This is a genomic window from Nostoc sp. (genome assembly GCF_036918245.1).
Classification (GTDB): Bacteria; Cyanobacteriota; Cyanobacteriia; order Cyanobacteriales; family Nostocaceae; genus Nostoc.
Genome location: NZ_JBALEF010000071.1, coordinates 11,989 through 38,110 on the forward strand (window position 1 = coordinate 11,989; position 26,122 = coordinate 38,110).

Sequence of the window (26,122 nt, forward strand, 5' to 3'; positions counted from 1 at the left end):
ATCAGGTTGCGGTGGATAATACAGCCCACCGTAACCTTTAGACTAATAGAATGAGTTTAACAAAAGCGATCGCCTACACCTTAAAATTCTCGGTAATCCGCTTCATCGCTTCTTCCACATTCTCACGGCTGTTAAACGCCGAAATGCGGAAGTAACCTTCACCCGCAGCACCAAAGCCAGAACCAGGTGTTCCGACAACGTTGACAGTTTGCAGCAACTTATCAAAGAATTCCCAACTGGATAAACCATTAGGCGTTTTTACCCAAACATAAGGTGCATTCACGCCGCCATACACCGCTAATCCTGCGGCTGTGAGTTTCTCGCGGATAATTTTGGCGTTTTCTAGATAGAAACTAACCAATCCCTTGATTTGTGCCTGTCCTTCTTCAGAGTAAACCGCTTCGGCTCCCCGTTGGACGATGTAAGAAACACCGTTGAATTTGGTAGACTGGCGACGATTCCAGAGTTTCCATAGTTCGACATCGGAACCATCGGCGGCTTTTGCTGTGAGTGTCTTCGGTACTACAGTTAACGCGCAACGGGTTCCTGTAAAACCTGCATTCTTAGAGAAAGACCGAAATTCGATCGCAATTTCTCTTGCACCTTCAATTTCATAAATTGAGTGGGGAATCGATGCATCGGTAATGTAGGCTTCGTAGGCTGCATCAAAGAAAATAATCGAGTTATTAGCTTTGGCATAGTCTACCCATGCTTTGAGATATTCCTTGGTAGCAGTTGCGCCAGTGGGGTTATTAGGAAAGCAGAGATAAATTAGATCGACTTTCTTTGAGGGAATCTCGGCGGTGAAGTTGTTATCTGCTGTAATTGGCAGATAGACCAAACCCTCAAATTCGCCTTTATCGTTGGCATCCCCAGTATTTCCCACCATAACGTTAGTGTCTACATACACGGGATAAACTGGGTCAGTAACGGCAATTAGATTGTCATGACCAAAGATTTCCAGAATGTTGCCTGTGTCGCATTTGGAACCGTCGGAGATAAAGATTTCCGAAGCATCTATGTCGGCTCCCCGTGCTTGGAAATCATGAGTAGCAATTTTTTCCCGCAACCAAGTGTAGCCTTGCTCTGGCCCGTAGCCTTTGAAGGTATTGCGATCGCCCATTTCTTCCACAGCTTTAATCATCGCTGTGCGGCAAGCCTCCGGCAGAGGTTCGGTAACATCGCCAATGCCCAGCCGGATGATTTTAGCATTACTGTTCGCTTCTGCAAAGGCATTCACCCGCCGAGCAATTTCTGGAAACAGATAACCCGCTTTCAGTTTCAGGTAGTTGTCGTTAATAGTTGCCATATAGAGATTATGAAAAACGCCCTCAAACAGCTTACTGCTAATTTATGAGGGCGATAACTTTGTTGTGGAGATGAGGAGTGAGAACTTGCAACAAGTCTTCCTCTTGTCCTCTTTTTGATGCCGAATGCCCAACTAGACATTTATCGGCTGTTTATTATCGGCTGACGTGTAACTGTTGCGATCGCTAATTCCGAACTGCGTGATTGATTCTTGACCTGTAATCAATCTTGCTCCGCGATTACGGGTAAAGTAATTCCATCCCCACTGAATTATAACTACTAATTTGTTGTTAAATTCAATTAAGAAGTAGATGTGAATCAACAGCCAAAACATCCATGCAACGAAACCTTTCAGCTTGATAAAGCCCAAATCTACCACAGCAGAATTGTGCCCAATCATTGCCAAACTACCATGATCGGTATAAGCAAAGGGTGGCAAATTGTTACCTACAAGCCGCTTTTGGACTAGTTCTGCTACATATTCACCTTGCTGCTTCGCTACAGGTGCAACACCAGGTAGCGGTTTACCATTTTGATGAGAAAAATTTGCTAAATCGCCAACTACAAAAATATTCGGATGTCCTTTAATACTCAAGTCAGGTTCAACGATAATCCGTCCAGCGCGATCGCATTCGGCATCTGTGTGTTCTGCTAACACTTTTCCCATTGCGGAAGCTTTCACACCTGCTGCCCATAATACCGTTTTTGAGGCAATCTCTTTAACTTCATCGCCTTGTTTGAGGGTAACAATATCATTTTCAATATTTGTTACTAATGTTTTTGTCTGCACAACCACCCCCAAGCGCGTCAGGGATGCTTCCGCTTCTTGTGATAACTCTGGTGCAAAAGGTGGCAAAATCCGCTCCAAACCTTCTAATAGCAAAATCTTGGCTTCTGAGGTGTCGATATTGCGGAAATCTTCTTTGAGAGTTTGATTTGCCAATTCTGCGATCGCACCAGCTAACTCTACACCAGTAGGGCCACCACCCACAATTACAAAAGTTAACCAAGCGCGGCGTTTTTCTGGATCGGTTTCTTTTTCTGCGGCTTCAAACGCCGAAAAAATCCGGCTACGCATTTCTATCGCATCTTCTACTGTTTTCAAGCCTGGGGCGAATTCTTCCCAGTTATCTTTGCCAAAGTAGGAATGCTTCGCACCTGTGGCGACAATTAACGTATCGTAAGCTATTGCTTCGTCGCCCACAATCACTTTTTGCGCTTCTGGATCGATATTATTCACCTCTCCCAGCAGTACTTTCGTATTCTTGCTCTTGCTGAGGACAGAACGCAACGGTGAGGATATATCAGCAGGAGATAGCGCACCTGTGGCGACTTGATATAAAAGGGGTTGAAATAGATGAAAGTTACGTTTATCAATCAGAGTAACCTTTACTGCTGCCTTGGCGAGTGTTTTTGCTGCATAAAGTCCACCAAAACCACCGCCAACAATAACTACTTGATGGGGTGGACTATTGTCAAGTGAATTTACCATAAGAAATATTATCGTGTACGCCGACTATTGTAACTATTCTTAACAAATTTGTATCAAAATTGTCATCAGATATTTTGTATTGCTCTTTACATTTAAAAAAGTATTAAAGTAATCAAGACTACAGGATAAAGAAAATTTTTAGGCGAAAGGTACAGACAATAGGAGTTTGGAATATTTGAGTCCCTCTTTACCTGTGTAGATTTATCAAAGGTAGATGTAAGATTTATGCAAGTTTAGTCAGAACTAGTTGACTCTGGTGTTTGTGTCAAACGTGGTGAATGAGTTCGCCGCCAACGGTTAAAGCCATAGACAAGAGCAGCAAAAATTAACAAATAGGGACTGTAGACAATTAACCAAATACCCAGCTTGAGTAAGCCAACGGAAAATGCCCTCAAAGAATGGGTAGAGTTGTTCCAAGTTTCCTGAACTTGCAAACCGAAGGCAGGTTGGGGACTGGTGCTAGAAACTGCTGCTTCTAGGTTCAGCGTAATAGTGGAATAAGCAACTTGATTTTGTAAGCTTTTGAGTTGGGCATCAATTTGTTCTATTGTTTGTCGGACATTACTCAGTTCTTGAGCAACACTAAGCACATCTCTGACAGAAGCTGCCCGATCCATAATTTTTTGCAAATTGGCTTCAGTTTTTTGCAAATTAGTTAATCTGGCTTGAAAATCCACTAGGCGATCGCCTACATCTTCGGCAGTGATATTACGACTATTAACAGTGCCTAATTTAGCTAGTTGTTCTAGGGTAGGTTCTAGCCGATTCTCTGGTATCCGCAATTGGATTGTTGCTGTGTAACGCGGGTTGTCGTTTTTGGGTTGTTGTTGTTTCAACCCGATTAAATCCCCTTGCTGTTGATTGATAATTTGCGAAACGGCATCAATAGTCCGATCTACAGAGTTGACAGTCAAAGAGATTGCTGCTTTTTTGATAAGTTGGGGACGAGAACGGGCTATTGGTGCAGCTTCCGCCTTTTGGGAAAGACTGCTTTCACGAGCAGGTAATTGATTTACCGCGCCATTGGCTGCAATTGGAGGTAAAGCCTGATTTCCTGACTGATGGGAAGAGGCGCAACTGGTGAAAATCACCCCTCCCAATAACGCACTTATAAATAAAGCAGATGTGCGCGGTAATTTACTCGAAGCGTACATAATCTACCCCCAGATAGATGAAGTTAACCCCAGTATTACTGAAGTAAAACTCCATGTCTGTATTGTTACGATTTATGTAACAGGGATAAAGTTTTGTCCAAAGTCCAATTATTCTTCAATTGATGTTTTTTGCTGAGAGAAACTTGCTAATTCGGATGCTAAAGTCTCTTCTAATACATCTATAATTGCGTGTGGATCAGTAGGGGACTTCATCATTTCAGCCTCCGGGTCAGAGCGATTTTTGACATTAGGAATATCCTGGCGTAATTCCTCAACCAAAGCAATGAGTTTAGCGATTTTCTGCTCAGAGAGCAGATTGAGTTGAAGAATAAGCTGCGTCCGTTGCTCTGCTAACTTTTCTTGTCGCTCTTGTTTAATCAATACCCCTGTTGTCACCAACAATGAACCCGCAGTCAGTGAAAATTGTAACCAAGGAAATGGAAGAGGATCAAATCTTGGTATGCCCAAACGTCGTGGTAAGACATTGGGTGTTACCCACAGAATAATCCCAAGCAGGATGCTATACAGGAATACAGGACGACCGAAAAAAGTAGTTACCGTTTCTACAACCCGCTGGTGTTGTGGTACGTCTTTTTCAGAACGTCTGTGCAATGCGATGATAGTCTCGATATTTTTACTAATAGATTCCGGTAATGGGGCAGTGGGCAGAATGTTTTGACGACGTGTTTCGCACGATCCTTGCGGTGAATCTTTTGGATTTGGTTTATCTTGGGAGAGCATTGGTAGTCTGACTTGATGAATGATTACTTCAATTTACTAACTCAATTTAAACCGCAATTCGACTTTTATATGCTTGATTAATCAATCAAGTTTGAACAAAAATTGGAGGTAATAAGGTTATAGTGTCTACTGGAACCCTTAGTGCAGGTAAGTTTCAAGGTGACAACCTTTACCCAGAGTATCTTTCTGACATTTCTGACGGCTAAAAATTTTAATGCAATGTGAAACTTATGAATCTAGCTTTTATAACGCTTTGAGCAATATTGTGAGAAATCCGGGTTACAGTTCATCTGTGGTTACTCAATTTGGGGTACAATCTTAAGCCTGCCAATAAATGACGATGCTTGCTGACAGGAGATGCTTCTATGGCCCGGATGTATTATGACGAAGATGCCAATTTAGACCTTTTGGCTGGAAAAACTATTGCTATTATCGGCTATGGTTCCCAAGGTCATGCCCACGCTCTCAATCTCAAAGATAGTGGTTTGAATGTGATTGTGGGACTATATCCGGGTAGCAAGTCAGTCGCAAAAGCTGAAGCAGCTGGGTTAACTGTGAAAAATGTTGCAGATGCTGCTAATGCTGCTGATTTCATCATGATTTTGTTACCTGATGAAGTCCAAAAAACGATTTACAAAAACGAGATTGAACCCAATCTAGAAGAAGGAAATGTGTTAGCTTTTGCCCACGGTTTCAATATTCACTTTGGGCAAATTGTACCACCTGCTAACGTAGATGTGGTGATGGTAGCCCCCAAAGGTCCAGGGCATATAGTACGGCGGACTTATGAACAGGGTGAAGGCGTACCAGCGCTGTTTGCAGTTTATCAAGATGCTAGTGGTCAAGCGCGCGATCGCGCGCTGTCTTATGCTAAAGGTATTGGTGGTACTCGCGCTGGTGTTCTCGAAACTACTTTCCGTGAAGAAACCGAAACAGATTTATTTGGCGAACAAGCGGTATTGTGCGGTGGCTTGAGTGCTTTAATCAAAGCTGGATTTGAAACTTTGGTAGAAGCTGGTTATCAACCAGAATTGGCTTATTTTGAATGTCTGCATGAAGTCAAATTGATTGTTGACTTAGTTGTGGAAGGAGGTTTAGCGAAAATGCGCGACAGCATTTCTAATACCGCTGAATATGGCGATTATACGCGTGGACCGCGGATTGTTACCGAACAAACCAAAGCTGAAATGCAGAAGATTCTCAGCGAAATTCAATCTGGGCAATTTGCACGAGAATTCGTTCTAGAAAACCAAGCTGGTAAACCAGGATTTACCGCCATGCGTCGCAAAGAATCTGAACACAAAATTGAGGAAGTTGGTAAAGATTTACGCGCTATGTTTAGCTGGTTGAAAAAGGCTTAACAAAAGAATGTAGAGACGCTAAACTGTACTTTGTCCCGCAGTGTTAACGCGTCTCTACAATAGTTGATACTCCCACTACTTTGAAAAACTATAGTTATCAAAATAAATGTGGTTTAGCAAACATCATTTACTTTGAGTTTTTAGATAATCTGCAATGTGCTCTCCATAAGTATCACGTAACATTTGTTCCCGGAATTTGAATCCTAATGTTTTCCCTCGACAGGATAGAGATTCGCACAAGCACCGGGAGATAGCAATTGATTCATATTCAGTGGTTTCGTAGTCCCAGGTAATCTCCTCACCTGCTTCGATATCGCCCAAAGCAACGAAGTCATATCCTCCAAACTGATTGTTTCTTACCCCAGTATTTGGATCACAAGAATGGTTAATGACGACAGCAGGCTCGTTTAGATTGACATACAAATTAAAATCCATCTGAAAGGAATAAATTGTTCGTTCGGGAACTTCTTCAATTGGGATACCCACCACGACAGTTTCCCCTTGGGCAAATTTTTTGCTAGCAAAGACTCCTCGTCCTTTTGCTGTTTCCTGAATCGTGATATGAGAATTGAGCTTGACAGCTGAAATCGACTCTATTGTAGTCATAGATAAAGATCCACTGGATTTAAATTTCTTGCGGCTTCCAAGTTTCAAACTTGGCTTAGTTAAATTTCACTTTTGAGGTAAGAGTCCGTTAACTGCTCTGTACCTCAACTTTTGCTTCCGGCTCAATCTTTTGAGGGCTTTGACTGAGAAGCAGAGCAACTAAGACAAGAATCGCGCCAATTAGACCGCGTATTCCCAGATGTTCTCCAAGTAGCCAAAACGAGAAAATTGTCGCAAACAATGGCTCAAGTGTAAAAAGTAAAGCAGCTTCTTCAGAGGAAACCCATTGCTGTGCCAATGTTTGAAGCCAGATGACAGCAGCCGTAGCCAACAGCCCTAAGTAGAGAATCGCTCCCCAGTGCTGGCGAATTATCTCAAATTGGTTAAAGATTTGTGTGTTACTCCAGAGTACCCCTACCGTTGCAATGAACAAAAGTTGAACACTAGTAAGTGTTAAAGTCGGGTGACGGGAGGCGACTCGCTCTAGGAAAAGTATGTAGGCTGCATAGACAAAAGCATCAACGAACATTAATAGATCGCCAATTCCTAGTTCTCCCCCTTCCCAAAACATCACACCAATACCGATCACAGCAACTCCAGCGGCTAAGAAAGTTTTCAACGGTACGCGCTGACCACTCAGCCATCCTAGCAGCGGGACGATCAGGGCGTTCAAACTGCCAATGAATGCCGCTCGATTTGCTGGTATGGTCTTGAGTGCAATTGTTTCGATACCTAAGAAAAAGAACAGCAAAAGCCCTAACAATATGCCATCACGAACTAAAAGTGCATTAAGATTACGTAAATTTACGGTAAAAATCCCTGCCGCTATGACAAAGCGGCTGGCAATCAATGCACTTGGTGAAAGGCTAGTAACAATGTCTTTAATCAATGGAAAAGTTGTAGCGCTAATTACATTAACAAGGATAAGTAGCATTATTCCTTTTAAATGCAAGGAATTTTTCGTTTCCATTAAACTAATTGATTAAATAATGTTTCTTTACATCCATAGAGAATGCGATCGCATAAATAATGTTGGTTTTGTTCCGTCCTATCCGTACCTTCAGAATCTAGGCTTTTTAGTTGGCGAAGTTCTAGTAACCCAATTTTCATAATTTCATATCTTTATTCCACATTGCAATTAAAAAGTCAAGAAAGTTCGTATTAATCTAATCCAAACTGTATCATTTACTGTGTTATGTTCGGTGTCTGTAATTATCAAAAATCCGGGAATAATAAAAATTCTATCATTAAGTGGTTGACGATAAGATAATTTCAAATGTAAGGAAGTATCTCAATGGGGCGTTTGATAACATCATTGTTTGTCACTTTAGGAAGCATCCCAAAGACAAAATTTAATTGATTGCCTAATTTGCCCAAATCTGCTATTAATGCCGTAATTGCTCAACTCTAGATATTTGCATGAGAACTTTGAGAGCTATTGACTAATAGTCTCTGCCAATTAGTTGTATATATACGACTTCTGGGTTAAATGAGGTACAACAACTCCACCACCAACCCACTAAGAGCAAGCCAGGAGGGGACTATGATGTGTTTTATATGATTAGGAAACGCTATAATATCATGATTTTTTTAGTTGAATTATGTTTTTTCAGTATCATTACTCATAGATGACTTAATAGTTATATACTCGATAAAACTCACAGGAAACATAATTCCCGGCTTCTTGGTAGGAGGATTCAGTGTGTTGAATACTCTGTCCCAGAATCCCTGAATGCCATAGTTTCCATTAAAGCAAGTGTGATGAAGATCGTGGAAATCTGATGGAATGAAAAATATTGACAAAGAACTATGACCTTCTAAGTTGTAAGCATTACCTATAACGCTCCATGCACACAGTTGAGTAATGTCATATCCAAATATAAAAATAGGTAAAACATCAGCGATCGCAACAATAATATATTCAACCAAACTTTTGTGTCCAGCAACAAAACTTGATGAGTCACGAAACTCATGATGTTTAAGATGGATTTTCTGCAAGAATCTTGTGTGCAAGAGCCGATGAGCAACATAAAAACAGAAATCGGCAGCAACTATTCTCATCAAAAACCATCCAAGATTTAGGAGTAAGCTATTTCCTCTATGAACCTCTGGAGCTAGATATAGAATTATGAGTGCTGATAGAAAAGCTTTAATTTCTCCTGTTATAATACCTTTGATAGTAAAGGAAGGAAATTCTTGATTTTTGACTTTCTTGACCCTTGCAGTCAGCTTATTTCTTAAAATATCGTTACTTTTGATTCCTTTTTCAATGAGAATGCCAATACTATAAAATGAGATAGAACCAAGGAGCCAATACAACAGCACCTGCGTTATAAAGTCGATATCGATATTGTTTAACAGCAAATAAAATACCTGCTGAACAATTGTACAACTAATAGCGATCTTGAGATAGAATTCGATCTCAGAACAGAAATTCAAAATCTTTTGCATCTCTGTAACCTTATAGTATGTGACTGAGGTATATTCTGTTAACTTTTGATATCTTGAATAATCCGAAAACCAGCGTGCTGATAAAAATTTGGACGGAACCAGTTGCGGTAATATTTTAAAGCTTCTGTACCATTAGTTATCCAACATCCTCCTAACATCATTTGATGTTTATCATCAAAAAAGATGGCAGAATTATCTTCATAAAGAAAATGAGGTTGATATCCTGCAAGAGGGTTTAGGTTATTACTCAACCATTCCCAAACATTCCCACGTAAATCATACAATCCCGAAGAACTTTTGGCTGTTTCTAACATCCCAACAGGACTAGGTGAGCCAAATTTTAAATTGAGATTATAATTTTCGACATCATCTAATAAACTATTACCATAAGTTGCTAAATGGTATTCTGGTTCACTCATTAAACGAGTATCTTTCCCTTGCCAACGACAATAAGCCATTGCTTCATAATAATTGACTTCCACGGGCCAATCTAGAGGGAGGTCAATTTCATCAAACATGGCTCGATATTTGTAGCTACCATTTTCATGTAACCAAAATTTAGGATATTGAATATTGTATCGAGTTTTCCAATTCCAAGATTCTTCATCCCAATAGTCTTGATTTTCGTAACCATTAGCTTTTACAAAATAAATAAAATCGGCATTGGTAATCAGATATTTGCTGGCGAAAAAGGGTGCAACTTCAACAGTGCGATCGCCATAATCAATATCCCATCCATAAGTAGAGTCATCTAAGGCTTTACCGAGTTTTACTACCCCACCAGCAACTTCTATCATTTCGTTCTGATGAGTGTAACCATTAAAAGGGGCATATTGCCAATTTTGAGGACGTTTCACTCTCTCAATTGGTAGTTGGCGAATTAACATCGAAGAAGTTTCAATGTGAATACGTTGGTGTTCAATCCCCATCATTAAAGCCCAAAGAGGATGATTAGGATGAATTGGCAGAGTAATAGGGGTTGTCTTAATTAATTCGGAAATTACGGAATATGCTTGTTCTCGATATTCCCAAGTTTGCGCAACTTGCGGCCATTGCAGATGAGCGATCGCTTCATTCAACTCCTCTGGTATTTCTGGATCAACTCCAATTTCAAACAAAATCTCATACTCTGGATTGAGGCGTTTTTCTAATAACCCCACCTGAATTAATTTATTGATGTAGAAAATAGCTGAATGTCCCAGATAAAAAATTAGAGGATTTCTCAAAGGGTCAGGATTGAGATAAAATGTCTCTTCCCCAACTAGACTTTTCAATAACATATCTTCCAGTTGCCAAGCATTCTCAAAGTAATCGAGGATAACTTGGTTATTACAACTATTAAGTTTTGGAGGTTTAGCAGATTGCAGACTATTCATGGTTAAATTGTTATTATAGAACAATAAAACAAATTAATTATCTATCTAGAAAGCCGATTTGGTTCCTGAATTTACTTGCGTAGGTAGGGAATAATAAGACTCTTAAATATGACAGATTTATTATTTAATAGCAATACTTATTGTTCAATAATTAGTTTTTCGTATAGTACCAAAGCTTTATCGATTTAGTGGTCTTAGTATGGTAGATTTGATTAATCTAATATTAGTTGAATAATAATTCAACTATCAGCTAACAAGTAATTCAGTAAGAATAAATATAACTATATTATTAAAGGTAAAAACTATTTAAACTCTTACCAATGAAAAATTACAACCCTCTCTAGACAGTTTTATTTGTCTTGACTTACTTAGAGTTAAATTAAAAATAATTTTAGGTGAGTAGCGATCGCAAAACTAACAATATTCATTTTCTAGTTTCCCATAGAGAACTAAACTATATTGAATTATGAGTTATTCCGGCTCTCGCTCGATGTATTGGAACTAGATTTATCCACCTTTGATACTTATTAACGTAATATCGTTAACCGAATACGGTTGACAAACTGGTTGCTCAAGGATATTTATTAGTTGACGTAAGTGGCTACAGCATCAAACCCTAGTAATGCACTGCTTCTTAACGACATGGTACGGATAGCTTGCTTCTGTGTAGGTGGGTAAAGTAATGACTACAACTTTGCAAGACGCATCTCCAATTATCATTGCACACCGAGGTGCTAGCGGCTATCGTCCCGAACATACTTTAGCTGCTTATGAGTTAGCGATCGCACTTGGGGCTGATTATATTGAACCTGATTTAGTTTCCACCAAAGATGGTATTTTAATTGCTCGTCACGAAAATGAGATTTCTGAAACCACCAACGTTGCAAGCCATGTAGAATTTGCTCATCTTCAAACCACTAAAATAATTGATGGCGAATCAAAAACTGGCTGGTTTACTGAAGACTTTACCCTAACAGAACTGAAAACACTACGAGCTAAAGAGCGAATTCCCCAACTGCGATCGCAAAATACCGCCTATGATGGACTCTTAGAAATTCCCACGCTGCAAGAAATCATCGATTTAGTCAAGGTTAAAAGTGGCGAAATTAATCGGGCGATTGGCATTTACCCAGAAACTAAGCACCCAACTTACTTTAAATCTATTGGGTTAGCCCTAGAAGCACCCCTACTTACAACTTTAACAGCTAACGGTTATCAGGGAGCTAACGCACCTGTTTTTATTCAGTCTTTTGAAATGGCTAATTTACAAGATTTATCCACAAAGACTGATTTACCTCTAGTGCAATTGCTGAATAACAGTGGTAAACCTAATGATTTTGTCGTTAGTGGCTGCGAACGCACCTATACAGATTTAGTCACAGCATCAGGTTTAGCAGAAATTGCTGAATATGCACAAGCGGTAGGAATTCATAAAAATTTACTGGTTCCTAGAGACAACAATGGTAAATTGCGATCGCCTACATCTTTAGTGATAGATGCTCATGCGGCTGGTTTGCTAGTTCATGTCTGGACTTTCCGCAATGAAGACTGTTTTTTGCCATTGGATTTTCAAGGAAATCCTCAAGGTGAATATGAACTATTTTTCAACTTAGGTGTTGATGGCGTATTTAGCGACTACCCAGATACAGCAGCTTACCACCCTACTGTTCAGTGGTAATTTAGTAGGGTAATAGAAAATCACGGCAAAGTAACATGGTTTTACTCAAGTGGAAATCCTGTCTAACAGCAATAACCTTCAGCGCAATCAGTCTTACTGCATCCAAGTCGGCATTGGCGGTATCTTTATACTCAGTTACTGACTTAGGCAGTCTTACAGGAAAAGCCTACAGTTACGCTACAGACATTAATGACTCAGGTGAAGTAGCGATTAATTCTTTGGACGGTTCTTTTTTTTACAGTAATGGTTCACTCCAAAAAATTAGTCCCTTGCCTGGTGATAATGTACTTGCAGTGACTGGTATAAATAACTTGGGGCAAGTAGTTGGTAATTCCATCGGTAAGACTGACAGTGATAATAACGTCTTTATTTACAGTGATGGAACAACGCGAAATACCGGTCTTAAAGGCATTCCTTATGCTATCAATAACTCAGGTGAGGTAGTTGGGGGTACAACTGGTGGCGGTATATTCCCAAAACTTGCCTTTCCCTTCGGAGCCGCTTTCCAGTACAACAATGGTACGACGACTATTATTAACAGTAACTTAAATGAAAATTATGTTGCCTATGGCATAAATAATTTAAGTCAGGTAGTTGGCATTTTCGGTTCTTCCGGTCGAGCCTTTTTATCCGACAACGGTATAATCACTAATCTCGGTACCCTCCCTGGTGACGGGTACAGTCAAGCAAACGATATTAATGATTCAGGACAGGTAGTTGGTAGTTCGGGACTCACTGGCGTAAATGATACTCGTGCTTTTCTCTACAGTTCCAGCACGGGACTCCAAGACCTCGGTAGGTTACGTCCTACAGATTTGTTTAGTACTGGTTTGGGGATCAATAATTTGGGTCAAGTAGTCGGGTTTTCTGGCACTAGCAATAACTTTTTTGCCGCAGATGGCAATGGTTTACGGGCTTTTCTTTATAGTGATAACACTCTCTACGATTTAAATGACTTGATTGCTCCTGGTTCAGACGCTGGCTTTACCTTGACAGCAGCATCTGCCATTAATAGTAATGGACAAATTGTCGGTCGTGGTGCAGTTAATGGTGAATTACACGCCTTCCTCTTGACGCCAACCTCATCTGTCTCTGTAGCTGAACCAACTTCAGGCGTTCCTATTTTGTCGTTTGGTGCTGTTGTAATTTTATTTGCAACGTTCAAGCGCAAACCTCACTCTAGCAATGCAGCCATACAACAAACAAGTTAATGCCATAACTTCAGGCAGACAAAATGATTGCTTGGAAATATGCATTTATAAAAATACTTGTCGAAAATCTTTGAGATATGTCTCTAGGCTGCGCTTAGAGACACATCGTACTTTAGGCAAGGGATAACATCACTGCTAAGTTGTTCTCGATTTTCACAAACTAGTCATCACCTGAGCTAATTGATTAGATAAATCAATTACAGACTCCTGGCATTTTTTAAATAAAACTCCAGCTAAAAAATAATAATCGCCAGAATAAAATGCCATCTGATTTTTTTGGAGTTTTTCGATGTGGTTTTTTACCTTGGGATCGGAGCTATAGTAGCCGAACTGCAAAGGTAACACCATGAAGTTTTGAACATAATAACCATTTTGTTTTGCTAGGTTCAACGTATTGATTGGATTAGAAAAGCTAGATATTAAAACCAATACATTTTCATAATCTAACGATAAAAGCTTGTTGGTAACTGTAGCTCCATCTACACCCCCAAATAATAGTGGCATATAAATATCGTTATCTGGTGCGGGAAGATAGGGTGGATTGGCTACAAGATACTGAGCATCGTGTTGAGAAGAATTAAACAAAGATGAATTATGGATGATGTATTTATTAGTGAGATTGTATTCATCAATGGTTGAATTTGCGACTTTCCATGCAGAAGTATTTAATTCAAATCCCTGGATGACTCCATCAAACTTGTTTCTCAATAAGGAATTAATTACAGGGCTGCCATCTCCTGAACCAAACTCCACAATAGATTCAGAATTTTGACAATTTCTGATCACAAAGCTTTCTAAGCAGTTGGAGTAGAAATTAGATTCTTCAGGGCAAAAAAAGATATCTTTCATTTGACTGCACTTCCAAGTGTATGGTATAATCAATCTAATGGGAGGTTATTTATTACCTTGTATTCAGGCAATAAAAACTGTTTTTTTAGCAACCCTTTGCTAAAAAAATGTATTTGCAGGTGAATTAGCAATAAAATGACTTAAATAATGTCGAATTAAAACGCTAAGAATAACCTGCTGTTTATAATTTTTTGGATTGAGCAAAGCGAGTAAAGCGGCTTATTCTGCTTCGCGTATTGATCGCATAACAGCACCAGCGGCGCGATCGCCCATTCGTTTCTCTTGGTCATAGCCAAGCAGCAGTTCCCACGCATCATTGGGATATCGTTCTGCCAAAGACAAAGCTACATCATCTAACATCCAACGACCGTGGCGTTCATCTTCCCTGATGTGCAGTTCCCAATAACCCATCGCCGCCTCTGATAGTTCCAATCTTTGCGCCGCCGCTAGATAGTTTTTGTAAGCCGCAGGGCCAGCCACTTCAAAATATGTCAACGCGCCACTGTAACGTAGGAAATAGCGTTTGCGATCGGTAGTCAGAAAGTTATGATTATCGCAAGCTAAGACTTCCCAAGGCACTAAATCGAAGTATCCTTCCGGTTCAGTGTTCATTCCAAACTCAGCCAGCATTTGAGCAAAAAATGTCGAGTGCTTACGGGCTAAACGACCATTGCCGTACTCTTCTAGTAGTACTCGCACCAGCGTACACTGCACTTCATTAGCAGCACCACCCAATACGTAGCAAAGACGACTACCTTCAACCAAACCATCAAAGGAGCCAATCGCTAGCAAGTGACGATAGCCAGCTTCAGTCATTTCCTCACGAATGTAGCGGCTATTCTCCGACAAAGGTGGATTTAAATCGGTAGATGCACGCTCAATTAAAGCTTGTTTTACATCCAATTGTTGCAATGCAGCCACATCGATTTGTGCTACTTCCCACTGTTGCCAAGCAGCTTCAATTTTGTCACGACAGGAGTATAAATACAGCGATCGCTCATTGGTATAATGCCGCAAATCGTCGTACCAAAACAGCTTTAGCCGATTAATTCGATAAAGTATCCGTTGGAGAAAACGGTGAGCCTGTTCATCAGAGCGATCGTTTCCATAAGCAGCGCCAATTGCCATAGAGAGCGTCTGTTCAAACTCACTGGCTATTGAAGGTTTTGCATCCAGTTGACGATCCAAATCCTCCATTGCTAGCAGTTCTATAAATTGCTCCTCAGCACGGTCGTACTTGCTAATTGTTTTTTCTTCAGTTTGCGTACTATTTTTCGCAGCCCCAGCATTAGGAAATATGACTAAATTGCTTTGCATGGAATCTTCGGTAGCTTTAGAAAAGTGAAAAATTATTTTCACCTCTAATACTTAAGTTTTCACACAAGTAGCTTTCTCTACATCTTTCCCTGGTTATAAAGAAAGATTAAGTTTCAAAAGAAAGGGGCATTGGGTATTGGGTATTGGGCATTGGGCATTGGGCATGGGGAATATAGGGGATGAGTCTTTAAGACTCGTGAACGAGTCTTTTTTACTCGTGAATGAGTCTTTTTTACTCGTGAACGAGTCTTTAATACTCGTCAATGAGTCTTTTTTACTCGTGAACGAGTCTTTGATACTCGTGAATGAGTCTTTGATACTCGTGAACGAGTCTTTGATACTCGTGAATGAGTCTTTGATACTCGTGAACGAGTCTTTGAACTCCACTCCACTGCTCCCTCTACTTCCTCATCCTCCTCATCCCCCTCCCTGCGGGAAGCTAAAGCTACATCTCCCCTAGTTTTCTTCTGTACGAACGCGAATAGCATGTCGCAGACAGACGCTGCGCCAACAATTTTGAATTTTGAATTTTGAATTGATTTTTCCCCGCTGCCTACGGCACTTGCGTGCGTTGCTCGATCGCTTTACTAGGCGGAATCTGCTCAAGAGGAATCAGTGCTTCGATCACCGACTTCACAATTGGCGCGGCGACAGTAGAACCATAAGCACTTTCTCCTTTTGGCTCATCCACCAGTGCAAACACTACATAACGAGGAGATTCCACGGGTAAAATAGCCACAAAACTGGTCATTCTAGCACCCTTGATGTATCCGCCATTGGGACTAGCTTTTTGGGCTGTACCAGTTTTACCAGCAATGCGATATCCCGGAATTTGTGCCAGCTTACCGCTGCCTTGAGTAACAACAGTTTCCATCATTTCCACAACCTTTTGAGTTGTTGCGGTTGAAAAAATTTGGCGGGGGATGGTGTGAGTGGGTGAATCATGCATCTGCCCTTTGCTATCAATCAACCCGCGAACTACATGGGGTGTAACTAACTTACCGCCATTAGCTAAAGCACCGTGCATTTGTACTAGCTGTAACGGTGTCATGGAAAAGCCTTGTCCAAAGGAAGTAGTAGCTGCTTCAATCGGCGAAGCGATAAATTCTTCTTGACTTTTGAGCCGTCCCCCAACTTCAAAAGGTAAATCTGTATCAACTTTTTGTCCTAGTCCTAAACGTTCTAACCAGTTGTAGTAGATTGAAGGCTTTAAACGTTGGATAATTTGCACCATGCCAATATTGCTAGAATATTGCAAAATCTGAGCGATGCTGATTCGCCCATTACCATTATTCATGGCATTTTTGATGGTGTAATTAGCGACTCGAATAGAACCAGAGTCATTAAACATATCATCTGGTTTGATGATGCCATTTTCTAGAGCGATCGCCACATTCAAAGGCTTAAAAGTCGATCCCGGTTCATAAAGATCCGCTACTGTCCAGTTTTTAAATAGCGAGATATCAGATTTAGCATATTCATTCGGATTATAAGTAGGCTGAGAAACCAAGGCGAGCAAAGAACCATCCAATGCATCCATGACAATTACTGCCCCACGTTTAGCGTCAAACTTCTGCATCTGTTGTTTGAGCGCAATCCGAGCAATTCGTTGCAGACGGCTATCGATAGTGAGTTGTAATCGCAAATCGTCAAAATGCAAAAAACCTTCGGGCGCCCGGTCCGGCATCAAGGTTCCATTTCCCGACCGACTGAGCCGCACCGTTTGCACAGGACGTTCTAGCAACTTCTCTTGAGAATATTCCACACCAGCTTGACCACGGCGGTCAACGTTCACATAGCCCACCACATCAGCAACCAAATCGTCTGGTGGGTAAAATCGGGAGTATTTTTGAGTCCACTCCAGGCCATTTAAGCGCAAAGAGATGACGCGATCGATAATTTCTTCTGGTAAGGCTGGCGCAAGTATAATTCCGCTTCTTTTGCTTTGAAAAGTTTTCACCAATTCAGCAGTATCTTTTGCCAAAATTGGGGCAAGTCGCTCTGCCATATCTTCATTAGACTTATCAAACAGCTTGGGATGAGCGTACAAAGTATATACAGGGCGGTCAATAGCCAACAGATCGCTATTGCGATCTACCACTGGGCGACGGGGCATAAAAGGTCGCACATTCAGCATTTGCTGGTTGCGTGCTTGCTCAGTTAACTTTGGCCCCTTGACAATTTGTAGATTATACAAGTTAATAGCCAACCCCAACCCTGATGCCATTAATACACCCCAGACGATGAACAGTCGGGACTTAGTGTTGGATGTTTGGTCTTGCATACTAGAGGCTAATTTTCCCAAAAGCCCTCGTTTATCACCCTTGTGTCGCCCTGTAAATTTTGGATTCCGAAACTTTCTGAATTTTGTTTTGCTTGGTGACTTCTGCATTGGGTTCTGACGAATTACGATTAGTATCCCAGTGGCGAGAGTGTTTGCGGTTGCGTTTCAGAATTTGGCGTTGTGTTAGGCGATGCTGGCTTAGGACTCTGAGATGCTGGAGGCAAGAAAATGATTCCTTCTGGAGTTGGCGATACCAGCCCTGCTGTTGGTTGTTCTGCTTCATTAGCCATTTTATTTTTCAGCGTCGCGTTGGTTGTCGTTAGCAGCCGTTCATGACGTTGGAGGTTTTGCAATCTGCGATATGACTGACCCCAAAGCTCTTGAGAATAGACTGTCCAAGCATAAACAGCAAGTGTCGATGCTACTAACAAGAACGCTACAACTGACGAATAACGATGAAAGGTATACAAGCGCAGCAACCACAAAGGTGCGGCTCCAGAATTAGGCATTGTGGGAAGACCAAGAAAACCTACCCCCAGAGTCTTTTGGTTCGCATTTAACTGCTCATTGAGATTTGGTAATTGTTGTCTACCCAACTGTTTCACTGATTTGGCTATAACTGCCTCATTTGTGGGAGAAACCGCTAATTTTTTGGAAGAACGCTGTTGTTTTTGAGAGGATACTGGTGTAGAAGCGCTGCGTGCTGCTGACTCCATACGCGCAGAGCGTCGCCTTCCTAAAGAAAGGATAGAATCTCGCCAGAACCAATTACCCCTTGTAGAAACAGTAGATTTACGAGCAACTACCATAAATTTTTAAATTTTTTAGATGGAAAATACTGCACTTTAGATTGATTGTCTGTTTTGCTAAGGTTAAAATCACCTTCTGTGCAACAAGCACACATAACAGACTATACCCTTTTAACTTTTCTGATAGGTAGCTGTATCAATGTTTGCATCCCCTAGATATGCAATGTTTGCAATCAGCGATTAGAAACTGGACAGCTTACCTTTTAGGTATCGCACCTAAAGTATGGCAACGTCACGTAGCCAGATGCAATACTCTGTGAAAAAAATGAAATTTTTTGCTATCATAGCTTCATTTGCTAAATAAGTTGGTAATTTTCGTTTTGCTCCTGAGTTAAGAGAAACTAATCAGGATACGTAATTCCAAAAACAATACCCCAAAGGATTGTTTTTTTTAAGTATCTAATCTCGCAGAATTTAAAAAAAGCAATAAATACGGTATCGTATTCAACAGGCGAAAAATTGTTCTAGCCACAATTGGTGAAAGAGGAGTTATGAAAACAAAAATCTTTGGTTTTGCTCTAATGTTAAGTCTGGCTGCAATTCTTGGGGCCTGTGAAGGTGGTGGTGATGGTGCTGGTACTGCTACTCCAGCTGCTACAGGTGAACCAACTGATGCACCTGTTAAGACTACTCCTGCCGCTACCCCCGCAGCGACTCCCGCAACTACTCCCGCAGCGACTCCTAAATAAGGCATCTTAAACTTTAGTTTAAATCGCGCCCAGAACTACTTAGTGACAGCATTCCTCACTACATAGCTCGAAACATCCTCGAATTAATTGGGTTCACGAAAAAACCTCATTTTTATGCTGGTTTATCAGAGCCTAGAGTTTGCTCGAAATATCAACGAAGTAGGGCAGGAAGTAGAGGACACTGGTAAAGAGGGTTATGTCCTCTACCAAGTGTCCTCTGAAATTCCCGCCCGCTCAAACCTTGTTCTCAGTCCAAGGCAGTTGAGTGAATATAAGCTATTTTGTAGGCAGATACTTCCCTCATTTAGCATTTTAAATTACTTATACTACTGAGTTTTGAGAGGGTAAAATAATTTATCGCGATCGCTGGCAATTGCTCTTGAGCATTCCTGTAGTCTATTCCGTATCAGGAAAGACCTGGTTATCTCCCTTGATATTGCCAGATTTTTATTGGGAAAATTTGGGCATGAGAAAAACAGATTTTCATCCTGCGTTGTGAACGTAGTTCGGGAGATGAGGAGAGTTAAAACGAGAAAATCTCTAAAATTACTGAGCTTAATTGTAATTACTGTAACTTCGATTGTCTTAAGTAGCTATTGGAAATCGGCAGCAATAGCATTACCGCCACCAGAGGATATACCAGAAGAAATATTACGGACAAAGATTATTATAGAAGCGCGATCGCCTATTGACGGAAGATTCCTAACAGCTGCCGAGTATGTCCAATTGCAAGCCCAGCTGCAAGAAGTTCCGCCACCAAAACTAGACCCTAAAATTCGAGAACAGATTTTCTTGCTTCGCTTACGTAAAACATTATTGCAGTTTTTCCCATTTTTAAATTTTTGATAAATTACTTCAGAGTTAAAAGTCAAGAGCTTTTTCCAATGCCCCGGTATCGCTAACGGAACTGTTCTGCCCAATGCCTTATGCCCAATGCCTCATGCCCGATACCCCATTCTGATGTAGGATAACGGTGGCGACAAAATTGCAAATAAATGTAAAGAATATATATAGATGTTAAAAAAGTAGATTTAGTCAATCACGTTATTTCACTTAGGTAGCTTCATGTCCATGACCACGATCGCCCCTGAACAGGTTAACAGCATCGTTTGGAATCAGCATAACGATCCCTTTGAAATACTAGGTTCTCATCCCATAGAGCAAGACGGCAAAACTGTCTGGGCTGTGCGAGCCTACCTACCAAATGCAAGTGCAGCGTGGGTCGTTCTTCCTGAACAACGTAAAGAATACCCAATGCAAACAGTGCATCATCCTCACTTTTTTGAATGCACCATTGAAACTGCCGAACTGGCAAACTACCAGTTACGGATTAAAGAAGGAGAACACGAGCGTGTCATCTATGACCCTTACGCTTTCCGTTCTCCCAACTTGACAGACTTTGACTTGCATTTGTTTAGTGAAGGCAACCATCACCGGATATATGAAAAACTGGGAGCGCACCCCACGGAAATAGGCGGCGTTAAGGGCGTTTATTTTGCTGTTTGGGCACCTAACGCTCGTAATGTTTCATTGCTGGGAGATTTCAACCTCTGGGATGGGCGTAAACATCAGATGCGTAAAGGTCGCACTGGAATTTGGGAATTATTTATTCCTGAAATCGGTGTAGGAGAGCATTACAAATATGAAATCAAAAATTTTGAAGGACACATTTACGAAAAATCCGATCCTTACGGTTTCCAGCAAGAACTTCGCCCGAAAACTGCATCCATTGTCACTGATTTAGATGCTTATAGTTGGAGTGATGAAAACTGGATGGAAAAGCGGCGTCGCATTGACCCCCTAACTCAGCCAGTTTCAGTTTACGAAGTGCATTTAGGCTCTTGGTTACACGCTTCGAGTGCAGAACCAGCTAAACTTCCCAATGGTGAAACTGAACCAGTAGTTGTCGTTTCTGGACTAAAGCCGGGCGCACGCTTCCTTACCTACCGAGAACTAGCTGACCGACTCATTCCTTATGTCAAAGAATTAGGATACACCCACATAGAAATGTTGCCCATTGCGGAACATCCCTTTGATGGTTCTTGGGGTTATCAAGTAACTGGTTACTATGCCCCTACCTCGCGTTTTGGCAGACCCGAAGATTTGATGTATTTTATTGACAAATGTCACGAAAATGATATAGGGGTAATTGTAGATTGGGTTCCTGGTCACTTCCCCAAAGATGGACATGGTTTAGCTTTCTTTGATGGTAGCCACCTATACGAACACGCAGACCCCCGCAAAGGCGAACATAAAGGATGGGGTACTTTGGTGTTCAATTACGGTCGCCATGAAGTTAGTAATTTCTTAGCAGCAAATGCCCTCTTCTGGTTTGACAAGTACCACATTGACGGGGTTCGTGTCGATGCTGTTGCCTCGATGCTCTATAACGACTATTGCCGCGAACCAGGAGAATGGCTGCCCAATCAGTACGGTGGCAGAGAAAACCTAGAAGCAGCAGATTTTCTACGTCAGGTAAATCACATTATCTTTAGCTATTTCCCCGGTGCTCTCTCAATTGCTGAAGAATCCACTTCCTGGCCAATGGTATCTTGGCCCACCTATACAGGCGGACTGGGTTTTAACTTGAAGTGGGATATGGGCTGGATGCACGATATGCTGGATTACTTCAGCATGGACCCTTGGTTCCGCCAGTTCCACCAAAACAATATCACCTTTAGTATGTGGTACAACCACACCGAGAACTTCATGCTGGCCCTGTCTCACGATGAAGTCGTGCATGGCAAGAGCAATATCATCGGCAAAATGCCGGGAGATACATGGCAAAAGTTAGCTAATGTGCGTTGTTTATTTACCTATATGTTTGCTCACCCAGGCAAGAAAACCATGTTTATGAGCATGGAGTTTGGGCAATGGAGTGAGTGGAATGATTGGACAGATTTGGAGTGGCATTTATTGCAACATGAAGCCCACCAACAGTTAAAAACGTTTTTCCACGATTTGAATTATCTTTACCGTTCTGAACCAGTTTTGTACACCCAGGATTTTGCCCAACCGGGGTTTGAGTGGATTGACTGTAGCGATAACCGCCATAGTGTAGTTGCCTTCATGCGTCGTGACAAGGATTCTGATGATTTTGCGATCGTCGTTTGCAATTTTACACCACAACCCCATTCTCACTACCGTATCGGTGTACCGCAAAAGGGATTTTATACTGAGTTGTTTAATAGTGATGCCCGTCAGTATGGTGGCAGCAATATGGGCAACTTAGGTGGTAAATGGACGGATGAGTGGTCTTTGCACAGTCATCCTTATTCACTGGATTTATGTTTGCCACCTTTGGGTGTGTTGATTCTCAAGTTGGATAAGAAGAAGACTGCTGAGGTAGTTGGATAACAGTTAAGGGTGGGTGATGCCCCACCCTACACCTAAGGAATCGCCTATTCACTAGCTAATCAACCCAGTTCTCTAATAGACTCTGGTGCAATTAAATATGCGTTATTCATAATCCTTGTAGAGACGTAGCAATGCTACGTCTCTACATTTTTTTCACAATTTTTCAACTAGCGATCGCTCTGCATTTACCCGTGGAATTATACTTAGCATTCAGGGAAAGTGCACTACTGAAGGCTGACAGTAGCTAGTTGCTAAGTAATAATAAATCCATCTGTCGATAGATACACTTTAGATGATGTATTTAATCAACTCCTCTTGCTACGATCCCCCCTGTTCTAATCAGACAAAGTTTCGTGCCACTATCGCCCGATTCAGGTACTGAGTAGCGGAAAATTTGGTAAAACTTATTTAGCTTTAGATATGGCTCAAAAGCCAAAAAAAATTTTGTATAGTACAAATGTATGATTTGTTAGCCCTAATTCTAGATATTTTATAATAATTCTAATGACACAGATTAAGCCGGAAGTAAAGCGCACAGAAGAATTGCGCCAGTTATTGCAACAAGCAAGCTTCGCTTATTACGTCCTAGATGCTCCAATCATGGAGGATGCAGTCTATGACCAGCTATATCGAGAATTGCAACAACTAGAAACTCAATATCCAGAATTGACAGCACCCGATAGTCCGACTCAGCGGGTGGGTGAGCTTAGACATACACAGTTTACCTCGGTGCGGCACAATATCCCCTTGTACAGTCTGGAGAATGCATTCAATATTGATGAGTTGCAAGGGTGGGATCGGCGTTGGCGGCGACAAGTACCGAAAATAGATTCAGTGGAATATGTCACTGAACTTAAAATTGATGGTTCTGCTTTGGCTCTTACCTACCAAAATGGCATTCTAGTTAGAGGGACAACTAGGGGTGATGGGGTAACGGGTGAAGATATCACTCAAAATGTGCGGACAATTCGCTCAATTCCCTTACGTTTGAATTTTGAAGGGTTAGAAATTCTAGAAAGGGTGGAAGTGCGAGGCGAGGCGTTTTTGCCGTTGGAAGTATTTAAACAAATCAACGAGGAAAGGCAAAAAGCAAGCGAGCAATTATTTGCCAATCCCCGCAATGCCGCAGCTGGTACACTCAGGCAACTAGACTCTCGCATTGTGGCTAAACGGCGGTTAGATTTCTTTGGCTACACCCTGCACATTCCTGGTAGAGATGACACCAGTATTGCGAATACCCAATGGGAAGCTTTGGAGTTGTTAGAAAAGATGGGTTTTCGAGTCAACCCCAACCATAAACTCTGTGCTTCGATCGCAGAAGTGGCAAAATATTATGAATACTGGGATACGGAACGGCTGAATTTACCCTACATGACTGATGGGGTAGTAGTGAAGCTGAATTCTTTTAAACTTCAGGAACAGCTAGGGTTTACGCAGAAATTCCCCCGCTGGGCGATCGCTTTGAAGTACCCAGCCGAAGAAGCGCCTACCCGTGTGGAAAATATTGCTGTAAATGTGGGGCGAACGGGGGCGTTAACGCCATTAGCAGAGATGCGCCCGGTGCAACTGGCCGGAACAACGGTTTCCCGCGCGACTTTACATAATAGCGATCGCATTACTCAATTAGACATCCGCATTGGCGATACTGTGATTGTCCGCAAAGCTGGAGAAATCATTCCAGAAGTGCTGAGGGTAATCAAAGAACTCCGTCCCGCTGACACCGAACCCTTCGTTATGCCTACCCATTGCCCAGTCTGCGGTCAATTAGTGGTGCGAGAATCAGGTGAGGCGGTGACTCGGTGCGTCAATGCTTCCTGTGCGGCGATTCTCAAAGGTTCCATTGAACATTGGGTAAGTCGTAATGCCTTGGATATTAAAGGTATGGGGGAAAAGCTGGTGTATCAACTCGTTGATAAAGGTTTCGTGCATTCCGTTGCCGATTTATATGAGTTGACAGCAGAGAAATTATCTGCATTGGAAAGGATGGGGAAAAAGTTGGCAGAGAAATTGCTCGATGCGATCGCTCAGTCAAAAAATCAACCTTGGTCAAGGGTCTTGTATGGTTTAGGCATCCGTCACGTTGGCAGTGTAAATGCCCAATTGTTGACTCAGAAGTATTTCACTGTAGACCAGTTAGCTACAGCAAAGCAATCAGATATTGAAGGCATTTATGGTATTGGTGCTGAAATTGCCCAATCTGTGTACCAGTGGTTTCGGATTGATGCTAACCAAAGATTGATAGAACGCTTGCAAGCAGAAGGATTGCAATTAACTGCCACAGAGGAAACAAAAATAGATGGTAATCAAAAGTTCGCAGGTAAAACTTTTGTAATTACAGGTACATTGCCAACCTTAAAACGAGATGAAGCGAAGGCTTTGATTCAAAAATCTGGGGGAAAAGTAACTGATTCAGTGAGTAAAAAAACAGATTATTTAGTATTAGGAGAAGATGCAGGTTCCAAGTTAGAAAAAGCAATTTTTTTGGGAATTACGCAGTTAAGTGAGGCGCAATTCTTAGAGATGATTGAAGGTTGAAACAAGGTATCTCTTCTGCAAATAATTTAGGATTTCTATATCACAATACAGTTCATAGCATCTCAAAACCCTGATGTAGAGACGCGATTTATCGCCTCTTAAAAGACCAATCATCTACTAAGAGGGGGGCAAGTTATTCGGGTCAATACCCTGAGATTGCAAATAAGCAATCAGTCGTTCTTTTTGCTGGCGTTCTTGTTCAGCACGTTGACGTTCTTGTTCAGCACGTTGACGTTCTTGTTCAATCTGTTCTACAGCCCACGGTAACAAATTACCAGCTTGATCCCACCAGCGCAACCAATACCCAGTGCGACCTTCTTTTGTTCCTTGCCAAGTTCCTAAAAATAAGCCCATTAGATCAATCCAATGACGACCATTTTCGTCAGGTTGCTTTAACTCATAGCGCTTATTTTCCAGTTGATAATATTCTAATAAACCGCCATAAGGTTCAAAAATAACGTAGATGGGAATCTGCAAAATTTGCTCGTAGAAAAACCATTTTCCTGGTGGATAAGTTCGCTTAACTGAATATTCTCCACCCTCAGTATCGGATAAAAATTCGATAGCGATCGCCGGAATATCTCCTTCTAAATTGGGTGTATAACTTTTGCGGTTAGCCACCACTTCATTAACCGACGGCACATAAACCCAGTCTGGTGCTTTGGTAATAAATTGCTGGTTGATAGTGGCACAAAGACCAAAGTTTGAAGCTATCAACATCTGAGGTTGAATGAATCCACTGATTTCTAGGCTTTCACGCAAAGCACCAGCCAAAAGTGGCTGACCGGTATTCTCCACTGGTTCATCCTCTAGTTGAAAATCTTTGGGCAAGGCTTCCCAAGAGATTACCAGTTCTGTTGGTGATTTGGCTTGGCTGAGTTGGGTTGCCATAAACACAGGATGA

Annotated in this window: 20 protein-coding genes and 1 pseudogene; 8 read left to right on the forward strand and 13 right to left on the reverse strand. The window is 41.5% G+C overall.

What is annotated here, in order from left to right; translation table 11 throughout:
* Positions 1-73: 73 nt before the first annotated feature.
* The 4 genes from V7L12_RS19865 to V7L12_RS19880 form a co-directional block, all read right to left on the reverse strand.
* Positions 74-1,309: an LL-diaminopimelate aminotransferase gene (locus tag V7L12_RS19865; RefSeq protein WP_335086807.1), complete on the reverse strand. Its 1,236-nt coding sequence runs from the start codon at positions 1,307-1,309 to the stop codon at positions 74-76.
* Between the two features lie 132 nt (positions 1,310-1,441).
* Entirely contained in the window at positions 1,442-2,800 is a 1,359-nt protein-coding gene (locus tag V7L12_RS19870) for an NAD(P)/FAD-dependent oxidoreductase (RefSeq protein ID WP_335086808.1), read from the reverse strand.
* A 233-nt stretch (positions 2,801-3,033) separates the two neighbouring features.
* A complete protein-coding gene (locus V7L12_RS19875; protein ID WP_335086810.1) occupies positions 3,034-3,954 on the reverse strand; it encodes a DUF4349 domain-containing protein in 921 nt (306 codons plus the stop codon).
* 108 nt (positions 3,955-4,062) lie between these two features.
* Positions 4,063-4,695 carry a DUF1003 domain-containing protein gene (locus tag V7L12_RS19880; protein WP_335086812.1) on the reverse strand — a complete coding sequence of 211 codons (633 nt, stop codon included), beginning with the start codon at positions 4,693-4,695 and terminating at the stop codon, positions 4,063-4,065.
* A gap of 365 nt (positions 4,696-5,060) precedes the next feature.
* On the opposite strand from V7L12_RS19880, the gene ilvC reads away from it, so the two are divergent.
* Positions 5,061-6,056, forward strand: coding sequence for a ketol-acid reductoisomerase (ilvC, locus tag V7L12_RS19885; RefSeq protein ID WP_335086814.1), 996 nt, complete (start codon positions 5,061-5,063; stop codon positions 6,054-6,056).
* Positions 6,057-6,179: 123 nt separating this feature from the next.
* On the opposite strand, the gene V7L12_RS19890 is transcribed toward ilvC, so the two are convergent.
* From V7L12_RS19890 to ovoA, 4 genes are all read right to left on the reverse strand, one after another.
* Entirely contained in the window at positions 6,180-6,662 is a 483-nt protein-coding gene (locus V7L12_RS19890) for an SET domain-containing protein (RefSeq protein WP_335086816.1), read from the reverse strand.
* Positions 6,663-6,750: 88 nt separating this feature from the next.
* Positions 6,751-7,596 (reverse strand): DMT family transporter, encoded by an 846-nt coding sequence (locus V7L12_RS19895; RefSeq protein WP_335086818.1) that lies wholly within the window; start codon positions 7,594-7,596, stop codon positions 6,751-6,753.
* A 665-nt stretch (positions 7,597-8,261) separates the two neighbouring features.
* The gene (locus tag V7L12_RS19900; RefSeq protein WP_335086820.1) at positions 8,262-9,113 is read right to left on the reverse strand and encodes a sterol desaturase family protein; all 852 of its coding nucleotides are present in this window, start codon (positions 9,111-9,113) and stop codon (positions 8,262-8,264) included.
* A 38-nt stretch (positions 9,114-9,151) separates the two neighbouring features.
* A complete protein-coding gene (ovoA, locus tag V7L12_RS19905) occupies positions 9,152-10,489 on the reverse strand; it encodes a 5-histidylcysteine sulfoxide synthase (protein ID WP_335086822.1) in 1,338 nt (445 codons plus the stop codon).
* A 551-nt stretch (positions 10,490-11,040) separates the two neighbouring features.
* On the opposite strand from ovoA, the pseudogene V7L12_RS33260 reads away from it, so the two are divergent.
* From V7L12_RS33260 to V7L12_RS19915, 3 genes and pseudogenes are all read left to right on the forward strand, one after another.
* Positions 11,041-11,109, forward strand: a pseudogene (locus tag V7L12_RS33260) (hypothetical protein); the annotation flags it as partial.
* A 62-nt stretch (positions 11,110-11,171) separates the two neighbouring features.
* A complete protein-coding gene (locus V7L12_RS19910) occupies positions 11,172-12,167 on the forward strand; it encodes a glycerophosphodiester phosphodiesterase (protein ID WP_335086824.1) in 996 nt (331 codons plus the stop codon).
* Between the two features lie 35 nt (positions 12,168-12,202).
* On the forward strand, positions 12,203-13,378 hold the full coding sequence (locus V7L12_RS19915; RefSeq protein WP_335086826.1) for a DUF3466 family protein: 1,176 nt from the start codon (positions 12,203-12,205) through the stop codon (positions 13,376-13,378).
* 153 nt (positions 13,379-13,531) lie between these two features.
* Here the strand turns inward: V7L12_RS19915 and V7L12_RS19920 are convergent, their stop codons facing one another.
* From V7L12_RS19920 to V7L12_RS19935, 4 genes are all read right to left on the reverse strand, one after another.
* Entirely contained in the window at positions 13,532-14,227 is a 696-nt protein-coding gene (locus V7L12_RS19920) for an SAM-dependent methyltransferase (protein ID WP_335086828.1), read from the reverse strand.
* Positions 14,228-14,446: 219 nt separating this feature from the next.
* The gene (locus V7L12_RS19925) at positions 14,447-15,544 is read right to left on the reverse strand and encodes an iron-containing redox enzyme family protein (RefSeq protein ID WP_335087187.1); all 1,098 of its coding nucleotides are present in this window, start codon (positions 15,542-15,544) and stop codon (positions 14,447-14,449) included.
* Positions 15,545-16,097: 553 nt separating this feature from the next.
* Positions 16,098-17,936, reverse strand: a complete 1,839-nt coding sequence (locus tag V7L12_RS19930) for a peptidoglycan D,D-transpeptidase FtsI family protein (RefSeq protein WP_335086830.1) — start codon at positions 17,934-17,936, stop codon at positions 16,098-16,100.
* 20 nt (positions 17,937-17,956) lie between these two features.
* Entirely contained in the window at positions 17,957-18,637 is a 681-nt protein-coding gene (locus tag V7L12_RS19935) for a hypothetical protein (RefSeq protein ID WP_335086832.1), read from the reverse strand.
* A gap of 491 nt (positions 18,638-19,128) precedes the next feature.
* Between V7L12_RS19935 and V7L12_RS19940 the strand changes: the two genes are divergently transcribed.
* The 4 genes from V7L12_RS19940 to ligA all read left to right on the forward strand — a co-directional run bounded on the left by V7L12_RS19940 (position 19,129) and on the right by ligA (position 25,218).
* Positions 19,129-19,326, forward strand: coding sequence for a hypothetical protein (locus V7L12_RS19940; RefSeq protein WP_335086834.1), 198 nt, complete (start codon positions 19,129-19,131; stop codon positions 19,324-19,326).
* Between the two features lie 513 nt (positions 19,327-19,839).
* The gene (locus V7L12_RS19945; RefSeq protein ID WP_335086835.1) at positions 19,840-20,172 is read left to right on the forward strand and encodes a hypothetical protein; all 333 of its coding nucleotides are present in this window, start codon (positions 19,840-19,842) and stop codon (positions 20,170-20,172) included.
* A 219-nt stretch (positions 20,173-20,391) separates the two neighbouring features.
* Positions 20,392-22,683, forward strand: coding sequence for a 1,4-alpha-glucan branching enzyme (gene glgB, locus V7L12_RS19950; protein ID WP_335086837.1), 2,292 nt, complete (start codon positions 20,392-20,394; stop codon positions 22,681-22,683).
* 504 nt (positions 22,684-23,187) lie between these two features.
* Complete coding sequence (ligA, locus tag V7L12_RS19955) at positions 23,188-25,218, forward strand: NAD-dependent DNA ligase LigA (protein WP_335086839.1); 2,031 nt, start codon at positions 23,188-23,190, stop codon at positions 25,216-25,218.
* Between the two features lie 117 nt (positions 25,219-25,335).
* Here the strand turns inward: ligA and V7L12_RS19960 are convergent, their stop codons facing one another.
* Complete coding sequence (locus tag V7L12_RS19960) at positions 25,336-26,109, reverse strand: Uma2 family endonuclease (protein WP_335086841.1); 774 nt, start codon at positions 26,107-26,109, stop codon at positions 25,336-25,338.
* Between the last annotated feature and the right edge of the window lie 13 nt (positions 26,110-26,122).

Coding starts and splice junctions, on each gene's coding strand:
- V7L12_RS19895 (WP_335086818.1), bottom strand. CDS start 7,596: ATGCTACTTATCCTTGTTAATGTAATTAGCGCTACAACTTTTCCATTG.
- glgB (WP_335086837.1), top strand. CDS start 20,392: ATGTCCATGACCACGATCGCCCCTGAACAGGTTAACAGCATCGTTTGG.
- ovoA (WP_335086822.1), bottom strand. CDS start 10,489: ATGAATAGTCTGCAATCTGCTAAACCTCCAAAACTTAATAGTTGTAAT.
- V7L12_RS19915 (WP_335086826.1), top strand. CDS start 12,203: ATGGTTTTACTCAAGTGGAAATCCTGTCTAACAGCAATAACCTTCAGC.
- V7L12_RS19930 (WP_335086830.1), bottom strand. CDS start 17,936: ATGCAGAAGTCACCAAGCAAAACAAAATTCAGAAAGTTTCGGAATCCA.
- ligA (WP_335086839.1), top strand. CDS start 23,188: ATGACACAGATTAAGCCGGAAGTAAAGCGCACAGAAGAATTGCGCCAG.
- V7L12_RS19945 (WP_335086835.1), top strand. CDS start 19,840: ATGAGGAGAGTTAAAACGAGAAAATCTCTAAAATTACTGAGCTTAATT.
- V7L12_RS19890 (WP_335086816.1), bottom strand. CDS start 6,662: ATGACTACAATAGAGTCGATTTCAGCTGTCAAGCTCAATTCTCATATC.
- V7L12_RS19870 (WP_335086808.1), bottom strand. CDS start 2,800: ATGGTAAATTCACTTGACAATAGTCCACCCCATCAAGTAGTTATTGTT.
- V7L12_RS19880 (WP_335086812.1), bottom strand. CDS start 4,695: ATGCTCTCCCAAGATAAACCAAATCCAAAAGATTCACCGCAAGGATCG.
- V7L12_RS19925 (WP_335087187.1), bottom strand. CDS start 15,544: ATGCAAAGCAATTTAGTCATATTTCCTAATGCTGGGGCTGCGAAAAAT.
- V7L12_RS19875 (WP_335086810.1), bottom strand. CDS start 3,954: ATGTACGCTTCGAGTAAATTACCGCGCACATCTGCTTTATTTATAAGT.
- V7L12_RS19935 (WP_335086832.1), bottom strand. CDS start 18,637: ATGGTAGTTGCTCGTAAATCTACTGTTTCTACAAGGGGTAATTGGTTC.
- ilvC (WP_335086814.1), top strand. CDS start 5,061: ATGGCCCGGATGTATTATGACGAAGATGCCAATTTAGACCTTTTGGCT.
- V7L12_RS19940 (WP_335086834.1), top strand. CDS start 19,129: ATGAAAACAAAAATCTTTGGTTTTGCTCTAATGTTAAGTCTGGCTGCA.
- V7L12_RS19920 (WP_335086828.1), bottom strand. CDS start 14,227: ATGAAAGATATCTTTTTTTGCCCTGAAGAATCTAATTTCTACTCCAAC.
- V7L12_RS19960 (WP_335086841.1), bottom strand. CDS start 26,109: ATGGCAACCCAACTCAGCCAAGCCAAATCACCAACAGAACTGGTAATC.
- V7L12_RS19910 (WP_335086824.1), top strand. CDS start 11,172: ATGACTACAACTTTGCAAGACGCATCTCCAATTATCATTGCACACCGA.
- V7L12_RS19900 (WP_335086820.1), bottom strand. CDS start 9,113: ATGCAAAAGATTTTGAATTTCTGTTCTGAGATCGAATTCTATCTCAAG.
- V7L12_RS19865 (WP_335086807.1), bottom strand. CDS start 1,309: ATGGCAACTATTAACGACAACTACCTGAAACTGAAAGCGGGTTATCTG.